The 22,113-nt window shown below is 44.7% G+C and carries 16 protein-coding genes; 6 read left to right on the top strand and 10 right to left on the bottom strand.

Annotated elements, in window-relative coordinates; genetic code table 11:
- Positions 1-268: 268 nt before the first annotated feature.
- The 10 genes from GWI56_RS16885 to GWI56_RS16930 all read right to left on the bottom strand — a co-directional run bounded on the left by GWI56_RS16885 (position 269) and on the right by GWI56_RS16930 (position 11,045).
- Positions 269-1,150, bottom strand: a complete 882-nt coding sequence (locus GWI56_RS16885) for a hypothetical protein (RefSeq protein ID WP_198573571.1) — start codon at positions 1,148-1,150, stop codon at positions 269-271.
- A complete protein-coding gene (locus GWI56_RS16890) occupies positions 1,147-2,925 on the bottom strand; it encodes a hypothetical protein (protein WP_198573572.1) in 1,779 nt (592 codons plus the stop codon). Before GWI56_RS16890 ends, GWI56_RS16885 begins: the two co-directional genes overlap by 4 nt.
- A gap of 1 nt (position 2,926) precedes the next feature.
- On the bottom strand, positions 2,927-4,177 hold the full coding sequence (locus GWI56_RS16895) for a metallophosphoesterase (RefSeq protein ID WP_113938908.1): 1,251 nt from the start codon (positions 4,175-4,177) through the stop codon (positions 2,927-2,929).
- A gap of 305 nt (positions 4,178-4,482) precedes the next feature.
- Positions 4,483-5,772, bottom strand: coding sequence for an acetyl-CoA hydrolase/transferase family protein (locus tag GWI56_RS16900; RefSeq protein WP_198573573.1), 1,290 nt, complete (start codon positions 5,770-5,772; stop codon positions 4,483-4,485).
- Positions 5,773-5,941: 169 nt separating this feature from the next.
- A complete protein-coding gene (locus GWI56_RS16905; RefSeq protein ID WP_198573574.1) occupies positions 5,942-7,078 on the bottom strand; it encodes an ABC transporter permease in 1,137 nt (378 codons plus the stop codon).
- Positions 7,068-8,024 (bottom strand): ABC transporter ATP-binding protein, encoded by a 957-nt coding sequence (locus tag GWI56_RS16910; RefSeq protein ID WP_198573575.1) that lies wholly within the window; start codon positions 8,022-8,024, stop codon positions 7,068-7,070. Before GWI56_RS16910 ends, GWI56_RS16905 begins: the two co-directional genes overlap by 11 nt.
- A complete protein-coding gene (locus GWI56_RS16915; protein WP_198573576.1) occupies positions 8,021-9,016 on the bottom strand; it encodes an HlyD family efflux transporter periplasmic adaptor subunit in 996 nt (331 codons plus the stop codon). The genes GWI56_RS16910 and GWI56_RS16915 overlap by 4 nt, the downstream gene beginning before the upstream one ends.
- Entirely contained in the window at positions 9,016-9,717 is a 702-nt protein-coding gene (locus GWI56_RS16920; protein ID WP_198573577.1) for a TetR/AcrR family transcriptional regulator, read from the bottom strand. Before GWI56_RS16920 ends, GWI56_RS16915 begins: the two co-directional genes overlap by 1 nt.
- 185 nt (positions 9,718-9,902) lie before the next feature.
- Entirely contained in the window at positions 9,903-10,250 is a 348-nt protein-coding gene (locus tag GWI56_RS16925; RefSeq protein WP_113938914.1) for a hypothetical protein, read from the bottom strand.
- A 594-nt stretch (positions 10,251-10,844) separates the two neighbouring features.
- The gene (locus GWI56_RS16930) at positions 10,845-11,045 is read right to left on the bottom strand and encodes a hypothetical protein (RefSeq protein ID WP_198573578.1); all 201 of its coding nucleotides are present in this window, start codon (positions 11,043-11,045) and stop codon (positions 10,845-10,847) included.
- Here GWI56_RS16930 and GWI56_RS16935 point away from each other — a divergent pair.
- The 6 genes from GWI56_RS16935 (at position 11,044) to GWI56_RS16965 (ending at position 22,027) form a co-directional block, all read left to right on the top strand.
- Positions 11,044-11,901, top strand: a complete 858-nt coding sequence (locus tag GWI56_RS16935; protein WP_028760548.1) for a hypothetical protein — start codon at positions 11,044-11,046, stop codon at positions 11,899-11,901. The genes GWI56_RS16930 and GWI56_RS16935 overlap by 2 nt on opposite strands.
- Before the next feature lie 11 nt (positions 11,902-11,912).
- The gene (locus GWI56_RS16940; protein WP_198573579.1) at positions 11,913-13,241 is read left to right on the top strand and encodes a DUF4785 domain-containing protein; all 1,329 of its coding nucleotides are present in this window, start codon (positions 11,913-11,915) and stop codon (positions 13,239-13,241) included.
- 410 nt (positions 13,242-13,651) lie between these two features.
- Positions 13,652-16,861, top strand: a complete 3,210-nt coding sequence (locus GWI56_RS16945; RefSeq protein WP_198573580.1) for a winged helix-turn-helix domain-containing protein — start codon at positions 13,652-13,654, stop codon at positions 16,859-16,861.
- A 36-nt stretch (positions 16,862-16,897) separates the two neighbouring features.
- Complete coding sequence (locus tag GWI56_RS16950) at positions 16,898-17,272, top strand: DP-EP family protein (RefSeq protein WP_168823123.1); 375 nt, start codon at positions 16,898-16,900, stop codon at positions 17,270-17,272.
- Between the two features lie 939 nt (positions 17,273-18,211).
- On the top strand, positions 18,212-19,240 hold the full coding sequence (locus tag GWI56_RS16960; RefSeq protein WP_198573606.1) for a diguanylate cyclase: 1,029 nt from the start codon (positions 18,212-18,214) through the stop codon (positions 19,238-19,240).
- Between the two features lie 192 nt (positions 19,241-19,432).
- Entirely contained in the window at positions 19,433-22,027 is a 2,595-nt protein-coding gene (locus GWI56_RS16965) for an FAD-binding protein (RefSeq protein WP_198573581.1), read from the top strand.
- Positions 22,028-22,113: the final 86 nt, after the last annotated feature.

Raw genomic sequence — 22,113 nt, forward strand, 5'->3', positions numbered from 1 at the left:
TCCATCAGATCACACTTCAAGGTGCAAGTTCACTCCAATCTAATGATTTATATGTAAATCATCAGGGGATTCTTCAGGGCTCGACGACGGCATCCATGCCGCCAACGGTCACTTACATGCCAGTGCTTAATTCAGTTAACCCTTGCTAATGTCTATTCTTCCATCACAAACTAATAAATTGGTAGGATAGACACCAGCTTTTAAACTATTGATTGTCATATTTAAAGTATAAAAATCTCTTAAATCAATACTAAATATAACTTAATTATTAATTTTTACGACTAATGTTGAAGTGAAAACCTACTAAATCTGATACTTCTCTATCTTGAGATGAATCACTATCCCCATCTTCTCCACTAACATACCAAACTGATGCTTCAGGATGTGGTATCGAAGCGACAAGAGATAATGCATAAAAGATCTTTGGCCCAAATGGGAAAAGTACTACCTTGTATCGATTTTTGTTAGCCGTAAGCAGTGAGTCAAGAGAAAAAATTGCCTCACTTGGCGACTCAACTTTATATGAAAATTGGTCATTTTGAATTACAGACTCTAAAATACCCTTATTCTCATTCACAACATCATTATAATATTGTTCCTCATTTGATCTAGGAATATATAAACACGTTTTTGAGCTTTCAAGATATTCAATTGCACCAATGGCTTTATCTCTTTCATAGCCCAACCCCACAATTGACATTACAGGCAATCCTGGCCTATTTGACCAACCAGAAAAAAAACTAGATACAGGTTTTACTAAGTTATTAATACCTAATTTCCCTGATGGTGGAGCATACTTTGCAAGTGAATACACAACATATATTGAACAATTTTTATCATATGCAAGCTTAGCTATAAGAGAAAATATACTAGCCAAAGTTTTTCGATCAATAAGTGAAATGTCAATTGCGATTTTCAAGTCTTGTTCAGCTTCCACTTTAAAGTTAGTAATGGCCTCTTCAACGATACTGACATCACCTGCCATATCAATAATTTGACTGTTATTAAATGCTTTTTGCCCGAGATGACTTATAACGTCACGAAAATTCCCTCTCATAGTTAAAATAAAGTGACTATTAAGCATGACAGTTTTAATTGCCTCATAACTAGTCAAATTGAAAATATTTTTTATATAGTATTCTGAATTCATGAGAATAAGTCCTGTTGAATGTTCGGTATTTCACACGACTTTAGTATTGGAGACTTTTCATATGAGTAGTTAAGTATCGTACTTAAATTTATTACTGGTCCCGTAGTAAGATTTAACTCAAATTTAGGAGCTAAAAGATAAGACAATCTAAACCTCATCCCTTGCAAACTGTCGTAAGTACCGAAAATTTTATCGGCATCAATTGATACAATAGCACCATAATTCCAAGCAATCATCAGAGATGACTCAATATCAGGAGTTGTATTTTTATCAACATTGAAAGTGCTAGGAGAGGCGATCTTGAAATCTTCATCAATCAATCTTGAATTAAAATAGTTCCCTATTTTTTCAAGCAACTCAAATATTGGCTCTTTTGTTGAAAGCCCCATATTATTTGAGAGAGGTAATGTTTTAAGCATTGCACAATATGAACTAGTAGAACGTTCTATTTGTTGCATTTGTGCTGGAATAGTTACTTTATTACTATCTACAATAAGTGAATTCAAAACAGATAAAAGCCAACGAGGATTCCCTTCACTTATTGTAGATAAAGCATCCCAGCCAGAATAAAACTCAGACAAAGAACGTCGTCCTTTTCTTTTTCCATTAACATTAAGAAATGCGTTCCTAAATGCTACAACAGGTGATATTTTCCTTACTAAATCTGATGTAGCTATTTTATCCATCAACTCTTCTTTATAGCTTATTTTTTTCAAATTAATATAATTTCTAAAACTAGCATCTTTTTTGTAAAGCTCATCAAATGAATGCAATAAATTTTCAGAGCTACCTTTCGAAGATGAGCCGAATTTTGTAGATCCTAATTTATCAAATGGGTCATCAACTCCATAGCGAGAAGCTAATATACTCCTACAAAATTCACTACTTTCACCTTTTTTTGCATACCATAACTCAACCACTGAGTAGTCATTAATAGAGCTTGTCTCACTTTTAATTTCTTGGTGAAAACCACATGGTACAAGTGCTACTTTAAAAATTATTTTTTTAGCAGAAGAACGCATACTAGAAATAACTTTATCTAAAAGATAACGAGGAGCAATTTCAAATTCATCTAAAAGGATTGCCCAGCGATGTTCAGGTCTTTCTAGTGCATTATCAACTACATCAAAAATGGACTCTAATATTAATTTAAGATCTGAATATGCATATGGAACTTTACTTTCAAATTTTGAAAAATCAAAATTATCAGCACCAGTAATACTTAAATATCTAGAATACTCCCCCAAAGAGTTTAAAGTCATTACAAGCTCGTGTCTTATACGAGAAAATGAAATTTTTGTAATATTTATTTTTAAAATAGAACAAATAGACTCCATAGCCTCATACAAAGCCATTTCCTTCAATTGTATTTCTTCTTTTGGCAACCTTTTGAGTGAAATTTCAATTCCTTCAATTGTATTTAAAAGCACATGCGTAAAGAAAGCTGAATATGCAAAAGATTCAGCATATGACTGCTCTAAACCAGCGTGCGAAAGTGATTTAATCATTTCCCCCCAAACTAAATCACCTGGGACATAAATACCTTCATAATTAATAGCACCTTCATTTTTAAGATTTTCATAATTTTTCCACTTTGGTAGAGTACTATTGCTCAACATCCGAAGAAATGTAGTTTTTCCACTACCACGAGGCCCAACAAGAATTGTATGATTATTTTTAGCAGTTTCAAAGAAAAGTGATGAAGACACAAAGTTATTAGCGATATCTTCACTTTTTAAGTGTTTGGCATTAAAAGAATCAAAAATGAACTTCATACTAGCCCCTCGACTTTTCTAAACTTTCAAATTCACTATCAGGTGTACGATTAAGGTCTATATTCCGCTCTTGTAAATATGCTTCTAAGTTTTTTAAATCATGAGGGACACAGTTACTTAACTCCGGAAAATGGCGAACAATTGCATCCCAAGGAGTACTAGTGACAGATAATAAATGGTCTTCGATTTTATCAGCTAGCTCTTCAAGGCAACCTACATCACCAAAACCAACCCCAGTGAATACACCATCTTTAGTTCTCTTAGATAAAGACCAACAATTTGCTTGCCATGAGTAAACGTCTAATGTTCCTTTTGGCGTTCCTCGTTTTTTATTCATATCAATATTTAAAATATAAAACTGGTTAGCGAAATCATCACCTAAAGCCAACTTATGAGCAGATAAAGTACCAGCAGCAAAAATAATAGTTTTTTCACTTCCGACTGAATGATAAGTCAACTTAGCATGGTGCTTATGTCCATGAACTATAATCCATTTCCCATATTTATTAAGCATTTCCAGAAGACTTTGCCCACCCCTCATAAAATCATAAGTGCCAAGTTTGTGGTCAGAATGTAAAACAGGGTGATGATGACAAACCAATATTCCCAATTTTTTATTGTGATTTGCATTTATGTTCTGCAAGGACTTTTCTAACCACTTTAATGTTGACTCAGATATCGTACCTCTTTCGTAATCAATGGGATCTGCCGTATGTGCACCACAGCTATTTAAAATAACAAGTCGATACTCATCAGAATCATCATACAGTAAAAAGTCTGAACCAAAATAATGAACACGGTCATTATGAGACCTCTGCGAGTTTGAATTATTTATATCTACTAATGGGTATGCAGGCTCTAAATGTTTTAAATGTTCAACTGGGCTATTGTTTCGTTCTAAATCCCTAACAACATTATCTATTGGTTTGCTCCGGCTATTTACATCATGATTGCCTGTCGCTGTAGCGAGAAACTTGCATCCTAAAGCTTCCGCTAGTTCATTAAGTTTACTCCAAGCAAACTTAAGTGCTTTAGACTCTGCATGAGTTGTTATATCTCCAGGACAAACGAGTAAATCAGCCCTGATTTCGTCCGTTTTAATTTTTTCTAGCAAACTCAGCCAAAAACCATCATTGAAAGAACCATCAGATTCAAATGTAAGCCAAGAATGGTGAGTACCATTTTTAACATTCTCAGTATTTACGAAATGCAGATCACTTACTACCGCAATTTTTAATACATTTGGGAGCATCAAATCTTCCTTGCCACATACGATCCTTGCAAAATATTACAATAGCTTACAGGATATAAAGTCTTTGAGGAAGAAAGCTGATAAGTGTATCCAAAAATTAATTGTCCCTAAAAGGTCGATTCAATTTTATCTAAAGTGTCTTGTATTTATGGTCAATCACCAATACTAACGGAATACACCATCCCCTCGGAGTTTCCGCAGGGCGAATAAGCAAATTGCGTGAGTCTTTCCATGGCTTCACGGCGTGTCACGGAAGCAACTGCACTCGATTTACAACAGGCAACGATTCAGATTCAAGCAATCACTCAAAGAAGTCTTAATCCCCACACCTCAAAGGCATCACGACTTAATTGTTCCCTAAAATCTGGGTGAGCGATGGCGATCAGCGCTTGTGCCCGTTCGCGCAGTGAACGGCCGCGTAGATTAGCGGCGCCGTATTCGGTCACAATGTAATGCACATGGGCCCGAGTGGTGACAACCCCTGCGCCAGGTGATAACACGCTTGCAATGCGAGAAAGCGTTCCCCCCGCGGCAGTGCTGGGCAGCGCAATAACAGAACGACCACCTTCAGATAACCCTGCTCCGCGGATGAAATCCATCTGGCCCCCGACACCAGAATAGATTTTAGTGCCAATGGAATCGGCACACACTTGGCCTGAAAGGTCGACCTGCAGCGCCGAGTTAATCGCCATCACATTGGGATTTTTACGGATAATGGCCGTATCGTTAACTTGCTCTATGTCCATAAAGATGACCGCAGGATTATCATCAACATAGTCGTATAATTTCTGGCTACCCAGGGCGAAACCTGTGACGAGTTTTCCCGGATAAAAACGCTTCTTGCTGTTGTTAATCACACCCTTTTCAACCAGTTGCAATATACCGTCAGAAAATAGCTCAGTGTGGACGCCTAAGTCTTTATGTTCGGTTAAGCAAGACAGCACGGCATCGGGGATCGCACCTATACCCATTTGCAAACAATCGCCATTACGCACCAATTGGGCAACATTTTTACCGATCGCCAAGCTCACCGCATCCCCCGTCGCGAAGGAATGAATGGGCAACGCCGCGCTCTGCTCATACACAGCAGCAAAACGGTCGATATGGATAAAGCTGTCGCCATGGGTGCGCGGCATTTGTGGATTAATATGAGCGATGATCTTACCCGCGACTTGGCAAGCTGCGAGCGTTGCTTCAACCGAAATGCCTAAGGAACACATGCCATGCTTATCGGGTGGCGACACTTGGATAATTGCGGTATCAATTTTTTGCTCGCCGGAACGAAATAACTTAGGCACTTCAGACAGGAAAATCGGCACATAATCCGCGTCACCACTTTGCAGTAATGCCCGCGTTGGCAGCCCACCGAAAAAACATCGATGGCGTAAATGCCCCTGTAAACTGGGATGGCTTAAGGATTCGGCGCCTTCAGTATGTAACTGTAACAGGGTGAGATTTTCTTTGGTGAGTGCATGCTGCGCCAACGCATCTAATAAAATGCGCGGCGTGGCGCCCATGGAATGAGTCCACAGCGTCTCGCCGCTTTGAATTAAAGCAACCGCATCGAGCGCTCTATGACAAATGATTGGAGGCATAATGAATTCCCTTCGCTAAGCATGATGGCGGCAATCGCCCTAGCGGCAGTGTAAGGGATATCCTAATTAAGCAACATCGATTTCAATGGCTTAGCGCGACTGTTTACTGATAATTTGCGCTATATCAAAACTCGGCACTTTGCCCTTGATGATGAAACTCAGTACAGGGTTAATCCAAGCGCTTCGAAAATCTCACACTGGCAATCAATAACCCAATACAAGTAAAACCTATCATCCACAGGGCATCAAATTGCAGATCCATCACTTGGGCATCGCGCAGCACTATGGCCCGTGACATGCGCATAAAATGGGTTGCGGGTAAGGCTTCGGCAATCCACTGTGCCGCGATGGGCATGGCTTCGTAGGGGAACATAAATCCCGACAAGAGAATCGATGGCAGGAGGATAAATACTGTCATCTGCATCGATTGCAACTGAGTTTTCGCTATGGTCGAAATCACTAATCCTAAGGTTAAACTGGCGCAAATGAACAACATAGCGGCAAGGGCGATGGAATCAAGCCCGCCGCGAATGGGCACATCGAACAACAGATGCCCTGCGCTCAGGATAATGGTCACTTGCACAAAGCCAACCATCACATAGGGCACGATTTTACCCAGCATCAACTCCAGTGGCCGCACAGGCGTAGTGATCAAAAACTCCATATTGCCCTGCTCGCGCTCACGCACTATGGCGGCGGAAGTAAACATCACCATGGTCATAGTCAAAATCACCCCCAACAGGCCGGGCACTATGTTGACCACAGAACGTTGCTCGGGATTGAAATATTGCACAACTTCAAAACTCGGTATCGCCGTTTTTAGTGATCTTCCTGCGACTTCATCCAGTGGCATTTGCCTTAGGCTACGAATAGTTGAAGCGACAACCGTATCTGAACCATCCACCAGCCATTGGCCAGCGGGTTGTGCGATATAGGACTGCGCTAAATATTGCTGACCCACAAAGCTTGGGTGACGCACTAAGCGCTCATCAAGATCGGCGGGCAAATACAGCACAGCTTTGACTTCGCCGCGAGTGATCGCCGCCTCAGCCTCGGCTGCACTTAAATAACGCTGTTTAAAATCTACGACCTGCGTTGCTTCCACCGCCTTAACCAGTGCGCGACTGTAGGCAGAATCACTCAAATTGACTAACCCAGCAGGCAGATGGCGAGCATCGGTATTGATGGCATAACCAAACAACATCAGTTGCACTAACGGGATCATGACTATCATGCCAAAGGTCATGCGATCCCGCGACAACTGCCGCAGCTCTTTGACCACAATAGCAAAAATCCTACGCCACATGGTCAGTCTCTCCCTTGGAAACCCCAGCCAAGCGCTCGCCAGTACAAGTGACAAACACATCTTCTAAGCTAGCGCGCACTTCTTCCATCGTCCGGCTGGCAACCCTAGGTTTAAGCCAAGCGAGCGGATTTTCAATATCGCTGCGCACTAACACCCGCAAACGACTGCCGATTTGCGCCGCCGACAATACCGCAGACTCGCTGATCAGTGATTGTTTTAAAGTGCGTAAGTCGTCCCCTGATATCTCAACCACCCGAGCCCCCATAGCCGCCATCAGTTGCTGGGGTGAACCGTCGGCGCGTTTTATCCCCCGCTCTAAAATCGCCAGACCATGGCAACGCTCGGCCTCATCCATATAGTGAGTCGAGACCAGTATCGTGGTGCCTTGGGCACAGAGATCGAATAAGCGCTCCCAAAACTCGCGTCGATTTTCAGGATCGACCGCCGATGTCGGCTCATCGAGAAACAGCAATTCAGGGTGATGTAAGGTCGCCGCCGCTAAGGCTAAACGCTGTTTCTGGCCGCCACTCATGGAACCCGCCATTTGTTTCTCGCGGCCGACTAAATCGTATAGCGTGACTAACTCGGCTATTCGCAGCTTTGATGCTCGGCGGTTAAGCCCATAAATTTGCGCGACAAACTCTAAGTTTTCCCGCACCGAAAGATTGTCGTACAGGGAGAATTTTTGCGTCATATAGCCAATGCGGCGACGCAGTTTTTCCTCGGCGCCGGGTAAGGTTTCACCCAAAACACGAATATTCCCCGATGTGGGACTCAGCAACCCAGTCAACATGCGAATTGAAGTCGATTTTCCGCAGCCATTGGGGCCGAGAAACCCATAAATAGTGCCCTTGGGAATGGCGAGGTCGAGGTTTTCCACCGCATTAACACCACCAAAGGCGCGGGTCATACCTTGGGTCTCGATAGCAAAATCAGCGCTTTTCATGGCTGCTCCACTTTTTGCTGCACTCCTTGCAGCACATCGAGTTCAACTTCTAATGCCATGCCAGTAGGTAGGTCCTGATCTGTGGCAGAAATAGTAATATCGGTCAAATACATCAGCCGCGCCCGATCACGTTCATTCAGCGCATAAAATGGCGTGTAAGCAGGTTGACTGCGAATATTGCGCACAGTGCCAGCAATCGGTATCTCGCGGCCATCTACAAGAATATTGACGCTATCACCCGCCTTCACTCTGTCTAACCAAGTCGCGGGCAGGTAAACCCGCACATAGGGATTATCGCTCGCCAGCAAACCAATCAACTGGGTGCCTGCGGCAATGCGATCGCCGACTCGCCAAGGCAACGTATCGACAACGGCATCACGCGCCGCCACTAAGCTCAAATCTGCTAAGGCTTTTTGTTCGATGGCTACACTGGCGCGAGCTGCTGCCACCGCGCCTTTGGCTTGTTCAAGCTGCTCACTACGGGTGCCATTTTCTAGTAGTCGCAGGCTTTGCTGCGCCTCAGCTTGTTTAGCGAAACTGGTATCCCGCGCCGCACGGGCCGTATCTAAATCCGCTTGGCTAAGTACTTTAGTGACAAATAAACGGTTTGTTCGTTCAAAGGCTCGCTGAGCCTCTTTCACGCTGGCATTCGCCCCGTCGAGCACGGCCTTGGCGCGTTCTATATCCTCTAAACGCGCACCTGTGACCGCCTCAGAAAGTTTAGCTTTAGCCTGTTCAAGCTCGGCTTGGCGCAGGGCTAGGCGCGCATTGGCTGAGGTTGTATCGAGCTGAATTAACACCTCACCCGCCTTAACCTGTTGACCTTCAACCACATTCACTTGAGTAATCAACTCACCTACGGGTGCGGTAAGCGTCAGCCTGTCCCGCTCGACAGTGCCAAGCACTCTGGGCGGCGCTTCAGTGCAGCCGACTAATAGCAAGATCACACAACCCACACTCACGTGCGTAAGAATTTTAAAATTCACACCCATTACGACTTCCTCGGTTCACGCAGTACACCTTGGGTAAAAACCTGCATATTGTGCAGCGCTAGACGCTGTAAACCATCAGCATCGGCACTAAAAAAGCCGAACTGACGCATTAACACCGGGGGCGCAATAAGCGGAAAAACCATCAGACTCACGAAACTGAGGCGTACTAAATCGGGATCTAATCCCTCCTTCAATAGCCCCGCATTGACTAATGTGGATTCGAGCCATTGCCGCGAGAGGGATAAAATTTGCTCAAAAACAGACAACATAATGCGATAGGGTTCTGAGCCATCGCCTTCCTGTAACACCCGTATAATCAACCGTGGCAATCCCAGGTTAGGTGCCATAACACGATAATATGTCTGCATAAGTTCACCCAAGTTATTAGGGGCATCCGCAGCGGATATTTCACGAAAACGCGCTAATACGGGTTCAAGGGTTTCCCGCACCATTTGTTCGAACAGGCCCGCTTTTGAACCAAAATAATAACGAATAAGTGCGGCATCAACCTCGGCTTCGCGGGCAATTTCACGGGTAGAAACGCTGGGATAACTGCGATGACTGAAGAGATTTAGGGCTGCGATAATTAAGCGTTGGCGGGCATCGGAATCCCCTTTAGGACGACCAGGAGTCTGCGGCTGTGATTCAGTTTGGGCGGTAAATGGCACAACCCCCTTTGGGCGACCGGGAATAAGCGACATGGCAAGCTCCAGCAAAATTCATCTATTGATGAATATACTGAAAAGCCGCGTAAAAAGGCAGCAGTTAAATTCCTCATTTTCATTGATATTGAGGAATTTAACCCTAGGACTGCATGGTTAAAATTTAGATACCGTTCAATCGAAAAATTAAGCGGCCTTCTATTAAAGATTTATACAGTAAAAGCTTATGCGCCTTTCACTATCGCACTCAAACGGGTAATGAATTGCTGTACGGCTTCAACTGTGTCAAAACTAAAGGCAAGGCCATAGTGGGTTTCGGTCAAACTCTTATGTAAACGTTTGGGGAAACGTGTCATCTCGGCATTGTGGAAATAGTCGTATTTGGCATGCACGCCTGCAATAGTGGCAAGTTCGCCGGAAAAGACTTCGAATGCGGGACGAATAATCAAGTTTGGTGATTTACCGTCGAGGTGTAAATAGAAAGCCTCTTTGGTTTCTGGGAGCATGTATTCAGTAATGTTTTTTATGGTGAAATTAGTGCGACATTGCAGTCCACTTAAGCAACTCACCATCTTATTATGTTCTATCGCCAAACTTATTCTCCCGTGTTTGTTGTCTATTTAGATTAAACCTGCCCATATCGCGCTACTTTTTCTACTCCCAGTCAATCCATGGCTCAGATGACTGATTAAGATAAGAAGAATATCATCTCGGCAATGTTGGTTCTTATCCCGTTTATCCCACTTTACCTCAGCTCAGCCTAATCGGTTTAGTCTTTAAATGCACTAAAGTGATACCCATATCCCAGAGTAAATGGGCGAGTTTGAATTATTTATCACAAAAAACCTTTATATACAGAACGATAAACCTATTAACTCAAACGCTAAATGGGTGTCACAGAAAATTCTTTTGTGTAAGCAAATCGCTATTTCAAACACGATAAAACACAACTTAGTTTATTAGGTATTGCTTATCATCAGGTTATCAGCCTTTAGTTTGACATTAAAACGAACCGTTCAAAATGCGACCCAGCGATTGCATTTTATGATGATTGTTTTACTTGCCAGCTTAAAATGTTGCGTCTAGGTTAATAAGCTTGAGTTAAGTCCTGTTGATAATGGCTAAGTTACGGCAATCACATTTGATGCCAACGTAAACTAGCGCATTCACGCTATCCCGTCGTATTCAGGCCTTAAGTCATGTTTTACCCAAAGTGAGTAACCCGCGCTTAAGCGCCTATAAACCGAGCCATGCCAGCCGATTTCAAGCTTATTTACGGCAAATCCTGCATTAACTGACTTGCCCTGAACTGTCGCAACGGACTGGCGGCCACAATCAACAAGACCAACAACACGAGATATAGCCATGAAGATCAAAAAAGCCCTCATGCTCTTGGGTCTGTTCGCTGTCAGCCCTGTAACGTTAGCCGCAACCGGAGTCGCCTTTATCCATGGTACGGGTCACCAGACCAATGCCTTAGCCGATTACTGGACGCCCGAATTTGTTAACTCAGTGCGCCAAGGCATCCCAGTGCCAAACAATTACACAGTGATCAACTGCGACTTTGACCAATATATGTGGGAAGAAAGCGCCGCAGGTTGTCTGGCCACGCAGCTCAATAGCTTTATCCAAGCCAAAAATATCGACGACTTAATTCTGCTGACCCACTCCAATGGTGGCAACGTAGTGCGGTGGATTTTATCTAACCCAACGTGGGACAGCCGTTATCCTGCAGTGATCAACGCCACCTCAAAGGTTATCGCCATCGCGCCTTCCAGTGCTGGTACGCCGCTGGCCGATGCGGTGAACCAAGGTAATGTGTTCGAAACCAGCTTAGGCTGGCTCTTAGGCTATGGCAGCAATGCGGTGAAACAACAGCAAGTCGGTTGGATGGCAAACTACAACAACGCTTGGCTTAATGGCACAGCGGGTCGCCCATCGCTGGGTAAACCCTTCGAAGTCGTGGTGGGCTCAGATGTTGATTCCGCCATTTGGGACAGCGACAGTTACTGCGCGGGTTATCAATACCAAGTCGCGCTCGAAACCACCCAAAACTGGCTCGATAGCTGCTCCGACGGCTTCTTAAATTGCAGCTCACAAAAGGCGGCTGGCACTGTCTGGTTTACTGATAAACAAAAGACCCGTGGCCAAGAGCCCTTAAGCCATCAGCAGAGCCGTCGTACGTGTTTCAATTTAGACACGCTGATCCGCAACCACATTTAAGGAGCACTAAGATGCACACACTCAGCAAACTTGCCAGTGTCTTGGCGCTAAGCGGACTGCTTGCAGCCTGCCAAGATGAAGCCACACCCATAGATCCCAAAACCAATGCCAGCCCAATGTACGCCAAAGGGTTAACCTTAGCCGCGCCGAGCGATACCGATTTAGTCGATAGCAATATTGCCAGCCCAACACTCACGCCCATCAACACCAGTACGGATTACATTAGCTTTATCACCCCGCTGTACGGTGAGTATCAAGCGAGTATGCTTAAGCTTGAGCAAGCCAGCCAAAGTGACGAGTATTGGGTCAATGTAACAGGCGCACAGCTTAATGCGGGCGTGGGCCTCACCATGAGCCAAGCGTCGAGCTTAGTGCGCATTGCACCTCGGGGCGATACCCGCTCTGGCGCCTTAATGCATGCAGAGGCTATTGCCCCTGAGCGCGTACAAATTCAGCGCGTTACCCCTAATCAGTCACCCCAAGGCAAAGCAGCCAACAGCAGTGGAATAAACACCAATGAGTCACTGGTCAAATCAATGGTCAACGCCGATGCTTTGGCTAGCGCAGGGTTAACCGATGATTCCAGTGCGCTGCAAATGTCGGCGAAGGCCACACCGGGCGAATATCGCCTGCAGGTCAGCCAGCCGTTAACACCGAGCGCCAGCTACTTAGTCAATGTGAAGGAAAAAGGCTCGCCCTATCAACTGAGTGTCAAAGCCTCCTCCGCTATCGCGGCTGATGCGCAAACCCTTGGGCTTGAACTCGCACTCAGCCAAAGTGATAACACCTTTGTGCCACAGGCAACACTCAAGCAAGCCGATGGCAATATGCAACCGCTGGCGATGGTAAAACAAGGGGAGACATGGCAAGCGGTGATCCCCGCGGGCGTGGCACTTTCGAGCAGTAATGCGGGTTTCAGTGAAGTTGAGATTACAGTGCAAACCCAAGTCGATGGACGACCTGTGCAGCGCACGGTTAAATCTGTCTTTAAGTCCTATGTCAATTCGGCGAGCATCAAGCCCGAAGTGCTCACGGTTTGGGATAAAGGCTTGCCTAACCAAATCAACTTTGAGTTAACTGTCGCCGAGGCGGGACGTTTTGGCTTAAGTGGCACGTTAACGGGCACCAATGCCGAAGGTCAAAAGGTAGCGATTCTACGCACCCAAGCGGCCAATTGGCTGACCCCAGAGTCGCCGAAGTTAAAGCTGATGTTAGATCCTAAGCTTATCCAAGCCTCGGGTTTACAGCCGCCCTTCGAACTCAATGAATTAGAACTGCAAGATCAAGGTCAAATGGCCAGATTAAGCTATCAAGCCAAGGCACTAACCTTAACGCGCTAATTCAAAGGGACCAATGTTAAGGGGCTAACGCTGATAAGTCAGGCTTGTTAGCCTTAAGTTCCTCTCTAATACAAAGTGCCCAATCACGGGCACTTTTTTATTGTTGATCTTTTGCAATCGACACCTAAAAGCCATCACCTTATTTAACATCTAGCGTAAAGCACAAACTGTTGACAGAAAAATGACAAGCTAAAGACTATTTACCACACCACACCCTGATAAAATTTACATTGATTATCAAGGGTTATTCCTTTTAAATAACAATCATCAACGGCATAATGTCAACGTCTTGACGTCAGACCTTTGAATGACAAGCACAGATCTTTATAACAATACGTATAACAATAAGAGTGACTCACAGCGCAAGTTTTTACCGTGCCATGGTCAATACTCAATAAATGGACATCGTTATGAGTGACAGCACATTTTTCTTTGGTGAATGGCAAATCAATCCCAGCGCCAATAGTCTGCTTCTTGGCAAACAAGTCAAACAACTTGAGCCCAAGGCGATGGATGTGCTGCTGTTTCTCTGTCAACGGGCGGGCGAAGTCGTTAGCAGTGATGAAATAGTCAGCCACTGCTGGCCGGGTGTTGATACTGGCGACAACCCACTACATAAAATTATCAATCAGTTACGTAGAGCATTAGGCGATAGCGCCACCGATCCCATCTATATAGAAACCATACGCAAACGCGGCTATCGCACCTTAGCCGAAGTGCGTTTTCCTATCGGCCACGAGGCCAGCGCCACGCCGCAAAGTTGGCAAGGCGGCTCGCCCTTTCCGGGTCTGCAAGCCTATAGCGCTAACTATGCCGAGGTGTTTTTTGGCCGCAGTGAACAAATCAGCACTTTGCTTAACCGTATCAGCCAGCAAATCATCTATGGTCGTGCCTTCTGTCTGGTTTTAGGCCCAAGTGGCAGCGGTAAATCCTCCCTGATAAATGCCGGTGTTGTGCCCAATTTAATGAAGGGCGGCGGCTATAACGGCATTGGTGTCGCGTCATTCAGCAGCTTAGATTTTGCCGATGTGAGTAAAGGGCAACTGTTAACCGATCTTGCCAGCGCTATGCTCGACTGGGAAATCAACGACACCCCAGTATTCGAAGGCATGAGTGCCGATACTCTGGCAGTTCAACTCGTCGATGATATCCAAGGCGTAATCAACCAGTGCACCCAAGCGCTCAAGGCTAAACCCTTTTCCAATCCGTTTTTTGCCTTGTTTATCGACCGATTAGAAGTGTTGCTCTCATCACCGCTATTTAGCGACACCGAGCGCACAGTATTTGTTGAACTGCTGGAGCAACTCGCCACCTCAAAAGCCGTGATTATCATCAGTGCCTGTCGCAACGATTTTTATCCTTTACTTGTGGGCTACCCAAGCTTAATGGCCGGCAAATCTCGCGGCGCCCACTTTGACTTAGCGCCGCCGACACGCACTGAACTGTTGCAAATGATCCGCCTGCCTGCGGTGGCCGCCAATTTAAGCTGGGAAGTTGACAGCGAAACCGCGATGCCGCTCGATGAAATGCTCTGCAGCGACGCCGCCAGTAACCCAGATGCACTGCCCATGTTGCAATACACGCTGCAGGCCTTGTATTTACAGCGCAGCGCCGACGATAAGTTATTAGTCTCGGTTTATCATGCGCTTGGCGGTATTGAAGGGGCGATTGGTAAAAATGCCGAGCAAGCGATTTCCCATTTAAGCGATGCCGAAAAAGCCAGTCTGCCGCGGATTCTATCCCTGCTAGTGACCCTACGCGAAGATGAAAAGTCCATCACCAGCCGCACCGCCCGCTGGTCGCAGCTGCAAAGCACCGCCGAAACCGCCCTAGTGCAAGCCATGGTCGATAGCCGCTTATTCGTGTCGCATCTGCAAAATGGTGAACCCTGTTTTAGCATCGCCCACGAAGCCCTGCTGCGCCGTTGGCCACGGGCGACGGCTTGGATTAGCGAACATAGCGACAGTTTGAGCATTAAGAGTCGCCTGCAGCATCTTTCAACACGCTGGCTCAGCGAAGCCAAACACAGCGCCTATCTACTCGCTGAAGGTAAACCTTTAAAAGAAGCCCAAAGCCTCAGCCAAAATCCGTTATTCGATTTAGACGATCCCGAAACCGCCTTTATCACAGCCTCCACCAAACGCGCCAATATGCTGCGCTGGACGAGGCGCTTAACCGTCACCCTATTATGCGCCCTCACCCTCACTTCCATTATCATGAGTGTGCGCAGCATAGAAGCTGAAAAACTCGCCCTGCAAAAACGCCTCGCCGCCGAAGATTTGCTCGGTTTCATGGTGGGCGACTTCGCCGACAAGATGCGCGGCATCGGCCGTATGGACTTACTCGACGGGATCAGTAATAAAGCACTGGAATATTTCAGTGATTTTTCCAATAAAGAGGATGATGCACACTTAAGCTTCGACGCCCGCTTCCAACACGGCCAAACCTTAGAGGCCATGGGCGAAGTGGCATATTCGCGCAATAAAATTGATGAAGCTCGCAGCGCATTACTCGCAGCGCAAGAAAAAATGCTGCCACTATTGAGTGTACAGCCGGAAAACTTAGCCCTACTAAAAACTCTAGGTGCCAATGCGTTCTGGTTAGGACAATTAAAATATGATGCCAGTGATTGGGCGGCGTCACGTCCCTTCTTCGAGCAATACTTAGCCTATAGCCAATCTATGTACGCCCTTGCGCCCGAAGATAAAGATGCGCTCATGGAGCTATCTTACGCCCATAACACTTTGGGCTCGGTTTCAATGAAGCAGCAGGAATTTACTCAAGCACGGCAGGATTTTGAAGAGTCGCTAAGGCTAAAATTGCTCGCCTTGGCCAAAGCACCTGAGGATAGTCAGCTGATTGCGGATGTGGCGGATACTCGTTCTTGGTTAGCCAGTGCATTAACCTCACTTGGCGATATAGATACGGCAATCAAATTTCAAGAAGAAACACAGGACCAATTATTAAACTCGCCAAATCAAAATGACGCTTATATGCGCGATAGACTAGCGAGCACTTTAGGCAGATTAGCAGAGCTACTGGAATATAAAGGTGATCTTGTTTCTGGGCTCGATAAGCTATTATTAGCACAAAATATTATAGAGAAATCGCTAGCCTTGGATTCTGAAAACGAAGTTTGGAAAAGAGACTTATTTCATGTCCGTACCAAAATATTTCATTTAAACAGTTTAGTTAATGACTTTAGAGTAAAAGAAACATCTCAATCTCTTTTAGACACTCTGGACACTGAATTTAATTCAACCAGTGAAGTTAAAAGAGAATATTTACGCGCCAATGCCCTTTTAGCAATCGCAAATAAAAATATAAGCAATCATGAAATTAGCCAAAATCATGAAGAAATAGCAGAGTCTAATGTTATTTTTATAAAACTAACCAATAAATTCCCAGATGAGAAAGATTATCTCATTGGACTTGTAAAAACTAATTTAACAATCGCTAAAATTAATTTTGCAATGGGGAATAAAAATGCTAACTTTGAGTTATGCAACACAGCAAATAAACTATTGCAACCTTTAATAGAGAAAGATAAAAATCCTCAAATAATAAAGCCATACTTAGAATCTGAAGACTGTCTTGAAAAAATAAAACCGAACAAATAACACAATCAATAACTGTACTTAAAAAAGGATAATCAAATGATAACACCACAAGGTACCGCTCAATTTATTAAAGTCAATGTTAATCTAGAAAATGGTGAACCTGTATTTATCTATACCGATGCCAACGGTCAACAATGCCAAGGTGATATCACCGTCACTCAAGCTGGTACTGTAACCTACCTGCTAAATGACCAAACAGGTAAAGGTTTAAAATTTGTCGGTGTAGGCTTTGTGACTCCATTTGATGAAATAGTCGATGCCGTTACCATTAGCAGCGATGGTATGTTAGTACAACTTGTTGACCTCGATAGAACTCCAGGTACCACTAAGTTCCAATTTGTATTAAGTAATACAACTAATACCTTACTAATACTAAGTCCTGATCCGCAGATTATTAACAAACCTAATTAATTTAAAAGATTAAATCGGGGACAGCTTACCCTGTCCCTTCTTTTATTGACCCAATAATTTTTTTTCACAATTCTTTCAGGACAGCCAATTCTTTCAGGACAGCCATATATTTTCTAGATAAACGCCTCCTGAAATGAGCTCAAAATGCTCTGCTGCTACGGCAGAGCATTTCTCCCAAGACATCCGCTTATCCTCCGTTTTCCCATGAAAAGCGGGGACAGCCATGTCTTTTTGGGGAGAAAAGCTGGGACAGCCATATCTTTTCGAGATAAGAGCCTCCTGAAATGTGCTATAAATGCTCTGCCGCTACGGCAGAGCATTTCTCACAGCACATCCGCTTATACTCCGTTTTCCCATAGCAGCACTGTCTTTGGTTGCTAGTAACGCTGAATCCCGTAAAATACAGGCTAACAAAAGCGGGGACAGCCATGTCTTTTTGTGCTTTGTCCCCTCTTATACTAGCCTTTACATTATCTTGATTGCGTCTGTTTGGAGCGGATGATGACCTCGGCCAGAAGAATGCTTATCGATGCTAATACAACGCCCTTCTATCATGTGATAAATCGCTGTGTCAGAAGGGCTTTTCTGTGCGGTGAGGATAAACTCACAGACCGCAGTTATGAGCATAGACGTGGCTGGATTGTCGATAAAATCAAAGCATTATCCACCATCTTTAGACACTAAAATCCTTTGCGTTTGCCGCTTAATACCCAAAAATCCACTCATGAGTGCCACTCTTTTAACTTAGCCATGCCCCAAAACCTCGTACGTTTCAGCTAAACCTGAGAATTCACCGCGAGAAGAGTAAATTTAAAACCTTTATAAACAATAGATTAAATCGGAAGGTAAGCAGAAGGTATCTTTTCTTTGCGAAGAATAAAGTCATCATCAGAAAAGCGCTTAGCGCAGATGACATTAGGTTCTCGGAGAATGATAACAATGACAAGCTCACCTAAACTGACACGTTCACAACATCCATTATCACTTGTGGGTGAAGGCAATGGCTCACAGTGTACTGCGCAGCAAGGCTTGGTCGAGCCCGCATTGCCGTTAACCTTCTTCGAACATGCCTCGATTGAAACGATTCAACAGTTTATTCAGCATCTGACTGAACCGGTGATTATCGTCAATGCCCAAGGTTACATTTACTTTAGCAATAGTAAAGGTGCTGACTTACTGACGTGCCCGCAGGCCAGTTTGAAGGGACAAGATTGGCGCAACTTTTTGACCGAACACCATCAAGCTCGCTACGACAATCTGCTGAGCAATGATATTAAATTAGGCAAAAATTGCGGTATCCCAGTGCAGCACTGCGCCGAAGAAATCACCCTCATTACTGCCTCAGGCAAAGCAAAAGATGTTGAGCTTTCCATTTCCTACATCCCCAGCCATGAACCTTTGTTTGTGATGATGATGCACGATTTGACGCAGCACAAAGCGGAAAATCAAAAGCTACGTAAATTGGCCGCCACAGATTCACTGACAGGACTGGCGAACCGCCGATATTTTGATGAAATGCTGCATCACTACTGGGAAGAATGCACAGGTAAGCTGCGCCCGATCAGCGTGGTGATTATCGATGTGGATTACTTCAAAGTGTTCAACGACCAATTCGGCCATATCCAAGGGGATGAATGCCTACGTAAGATTGCCAAAGTGATTGCTGACATAGTGCCGATAGAAGTTGGCCTGGCAGCGCGTTACGGCGGCGAAGAATTCGCGCTAATTCTGCCAAGCCACAATGCCAAAATGGCACTAACGATTGCCCAAAAAGTGCAGCAAGGGATTAATGACCTGCGCTTTACCGAGCAAGGGCTGCGCGATTATGTCTCTGTGAGTGCGAGCCAAGGGATTGCGAGCGAAATCAATGGCCAGTTCCGTACCTCACTCGCCATGCTGTGCGCCGCCGATACCGCATTGTACCGCGCCAAAGCCGATGGCCGTGACAGGATCAATACATCGCTTTAATACCCATTAATTGGCGACTTGTTTGCCCGCAACTGATTTACCCAAAACTGATTCACCCAAAACTGATTTACTCAAAACATAGTTACCCGCGGCTTAGTTATCCGCAATTGATTAACAACGGGATGAATGACCTCAGTAGGCGCTTTAGCGCATTGAGGAAAACACATAAAGCACACGAAAGGACTCATGAATATGGACAAGCTTGAGGCATCAAGAAATATACGGGCAGTGATTGAAAAAAGCTTACCCGTGAGCACGTCACCCCTTGCCATATTCACTTACCAGTGTTGGTTGAAAACCAGCGCAGGTGGGCGTGTGTTCCATTATAAAACTGATAGGGAAGATACCTATTTTGCGGTGGATATTAATTCACTGGGGCATATTGAATGCGTGATTAATACCACCTTACTGCGGGTTGAGGCAATATCAACCTTAGGTGGACTCAACGACGGTCAGTGGCACTTATTGTCCATCTGCCATGAATACCATGAAATCAGTTGTTATGTGGATGGTGAAATTATCCATACACAACTCAATAACCTTTCACTGGTTGCTGACAATGAGTTTTTAATTGAAAACGTGTCATTACCCAATCACCGCGACACTCATTTCGATGGTGAAATATTTGGCATCACTTTACTTAATCGATTATTAACCCGAACCGAAATCGTCGACTATTATCGTAATCCGGCACAACAAAAATCGATTACCGAAAATAACCTTTACATTTACCAGCATCAAGATGTATATAATTTTCGTGATGAAAACGTTATCCCACTTAAAAGGCAAAAAGTGCTACTGGTCATATTTAATGATACTGAACATCAATTCATAAAAACCACTACGGATAGCAACACCTATAATCAACAACTGCCTAAGATTATTCTGCCCCACGAACGCCGAGCCTATATTATTGAATGTAACTATAACACTTGGCCTAATTTTAGTTATTTAGTTAATTACACGGCGAGTAATCAAGCGGATATTACACTCAATATTGAAGTGTTTAAATCGCTGACAGCCTATCGCTCTAACATTAAAGTCACCGTCGCAAATGAACTCGAACGGGATTGTCTGATTATTCAATCGACCGAAGAAGAATTAAGTGCTGAAGTGCGTATTAGTGAAAACTTAGTGATCACTCAAGCCAAAAACTTTGTTAATTTCATCAATGAAGTTCGCGCACACATTCCGGCCGATAATATTATTACCGGTGGCCATTATTATAGTGAGCAGCAACTCTCGGTCAGCACGGGTAAGCAAATGATCGCCTACCAACAGGCTTGCCAGCTGTTCAACCGCAGATTACAAAAAAAGCCACTGGCGATCATCAAATGCACATCAACTGAAGAAGTCAAAATCGCCTATAAGGCGGCCATCGATTATAACTTGCCGATCAGCGTGCGCTCGAGTGGGAATGATCACGAAGGTGAAAGCACTGAAACGAATACCGTAGTGTTAGATCTGCTGAAGATGGATAGCCTCACTTTAGATCCCATCACAGGTATTGCGGCCATTAGCCCAGGCAATCGCTTTATCAATCTCACCACTGCCCTTGCCAAACAAGGCGTGATGATCCCCCATAGCTCCAGTGGCAGTATTGCCTTAGCGGGATTTATTATGGGCGGCGGCTCAGGACCTTGGACCCGCAAATACGGCATGTGCTGCGAATCCCTATTACAGGCAGAAATTGTCCTCGGCATTGGTGAAACCCAAGTCGTCTCGGTTGCCAATAAACCAGAGTTACTCTGGGCGCTCAAGGGTGGCGGTGGGTTAAGTTACGGCATTGTGACCCGCTTTTTTGTGCAAACCTTTCCACTACCGCCTTGCCTGCTCAAGTTTGAATTAGAGTGGAATTGCTATGATAAACAAACCCAAGAACTCATTGAGCACACCCCAACCAAAGACATTTTACAGCGCTGGGAAGCCATCATTAATGCCGACAGCACTGGCTGTTTGATTGGCACTAATCTCAAGATTAATGCCAAACATTTACCCGCAGAACAACACAAAACGCCTGACATAGACACTGAGTCGATTAAGCATAACTGCTTGATGTATGGCTTTTGGGAAGGCAATTCCGCCAGTCTGAATCACTTTATCCAGACACAATTTAATGAATTTGGCCTAGTCCCCAATGATATTCACATCGAGGGTATGGGCGGACTCACCAAAGCCTATGGTGAAAACTTAATGCCCAGTTGGGAAAGGGAATCTTTTCATCATCTGCAAGCTGACTTACAAGGCATAAGCCGCTCACCTAATCCAACCGATGTGGATGAACCCGCGCCCCATAAAGTCACCTCACGCTTAGTGAATCAAACGGGCCTGAGGGACGGTTATAAGCCACTACTCGAAAGCTTAACTTCTCGCTATGTGCTTGAAGGTAATCGCCAACTGGGGCTATTTACCTATGTTACCCTTGGCGCTATAGCGGGTGATTATTATCGCACTATGGGCGAAGAGCAAAAGAGCCGCAGCGCCTTCCCCTACAAGGACAGACAATACACGATTCAATATCAAACTTGGTGGAATAACGCGCTGCAAGAGAAACAACAATTGCAGGATAGCCAAGTGTTTACTCGCATCAATCGTGCGCTCGATTGGATTGATGCCAGCCGAAATTATGACATCCCCAACACCTCAGGCGCTTTTATCAGTTTCAAAGATAAGGCCATTCCTACAGATGTGTACTTCGACCATAACTACGCCGCGTTAAAACGGATTAAGGCGGCCTACAGCCAAGATAGCTTTAACCATTTCCGTTCACGTAAAAGCATTATCTAAGTTAATACATCGGCATAGCCTAGGGTGAGTTTTTAAGGCAAAATCGACGCCGTCCACAGGACGGTGTCGCCCTTAAATTCTTCAGT

This window comes from Shewanella sp. DW31 (assembly GCF_015767295.1).
In the GTDB taxonomy this organism is placed as follows: domain Bacteria; phylum Pseudomonadota; class Gammaproteobacteria; order Enterobacterales; family Shewanellaceae; genus Shewanella; species Shewanella oncorhynchi.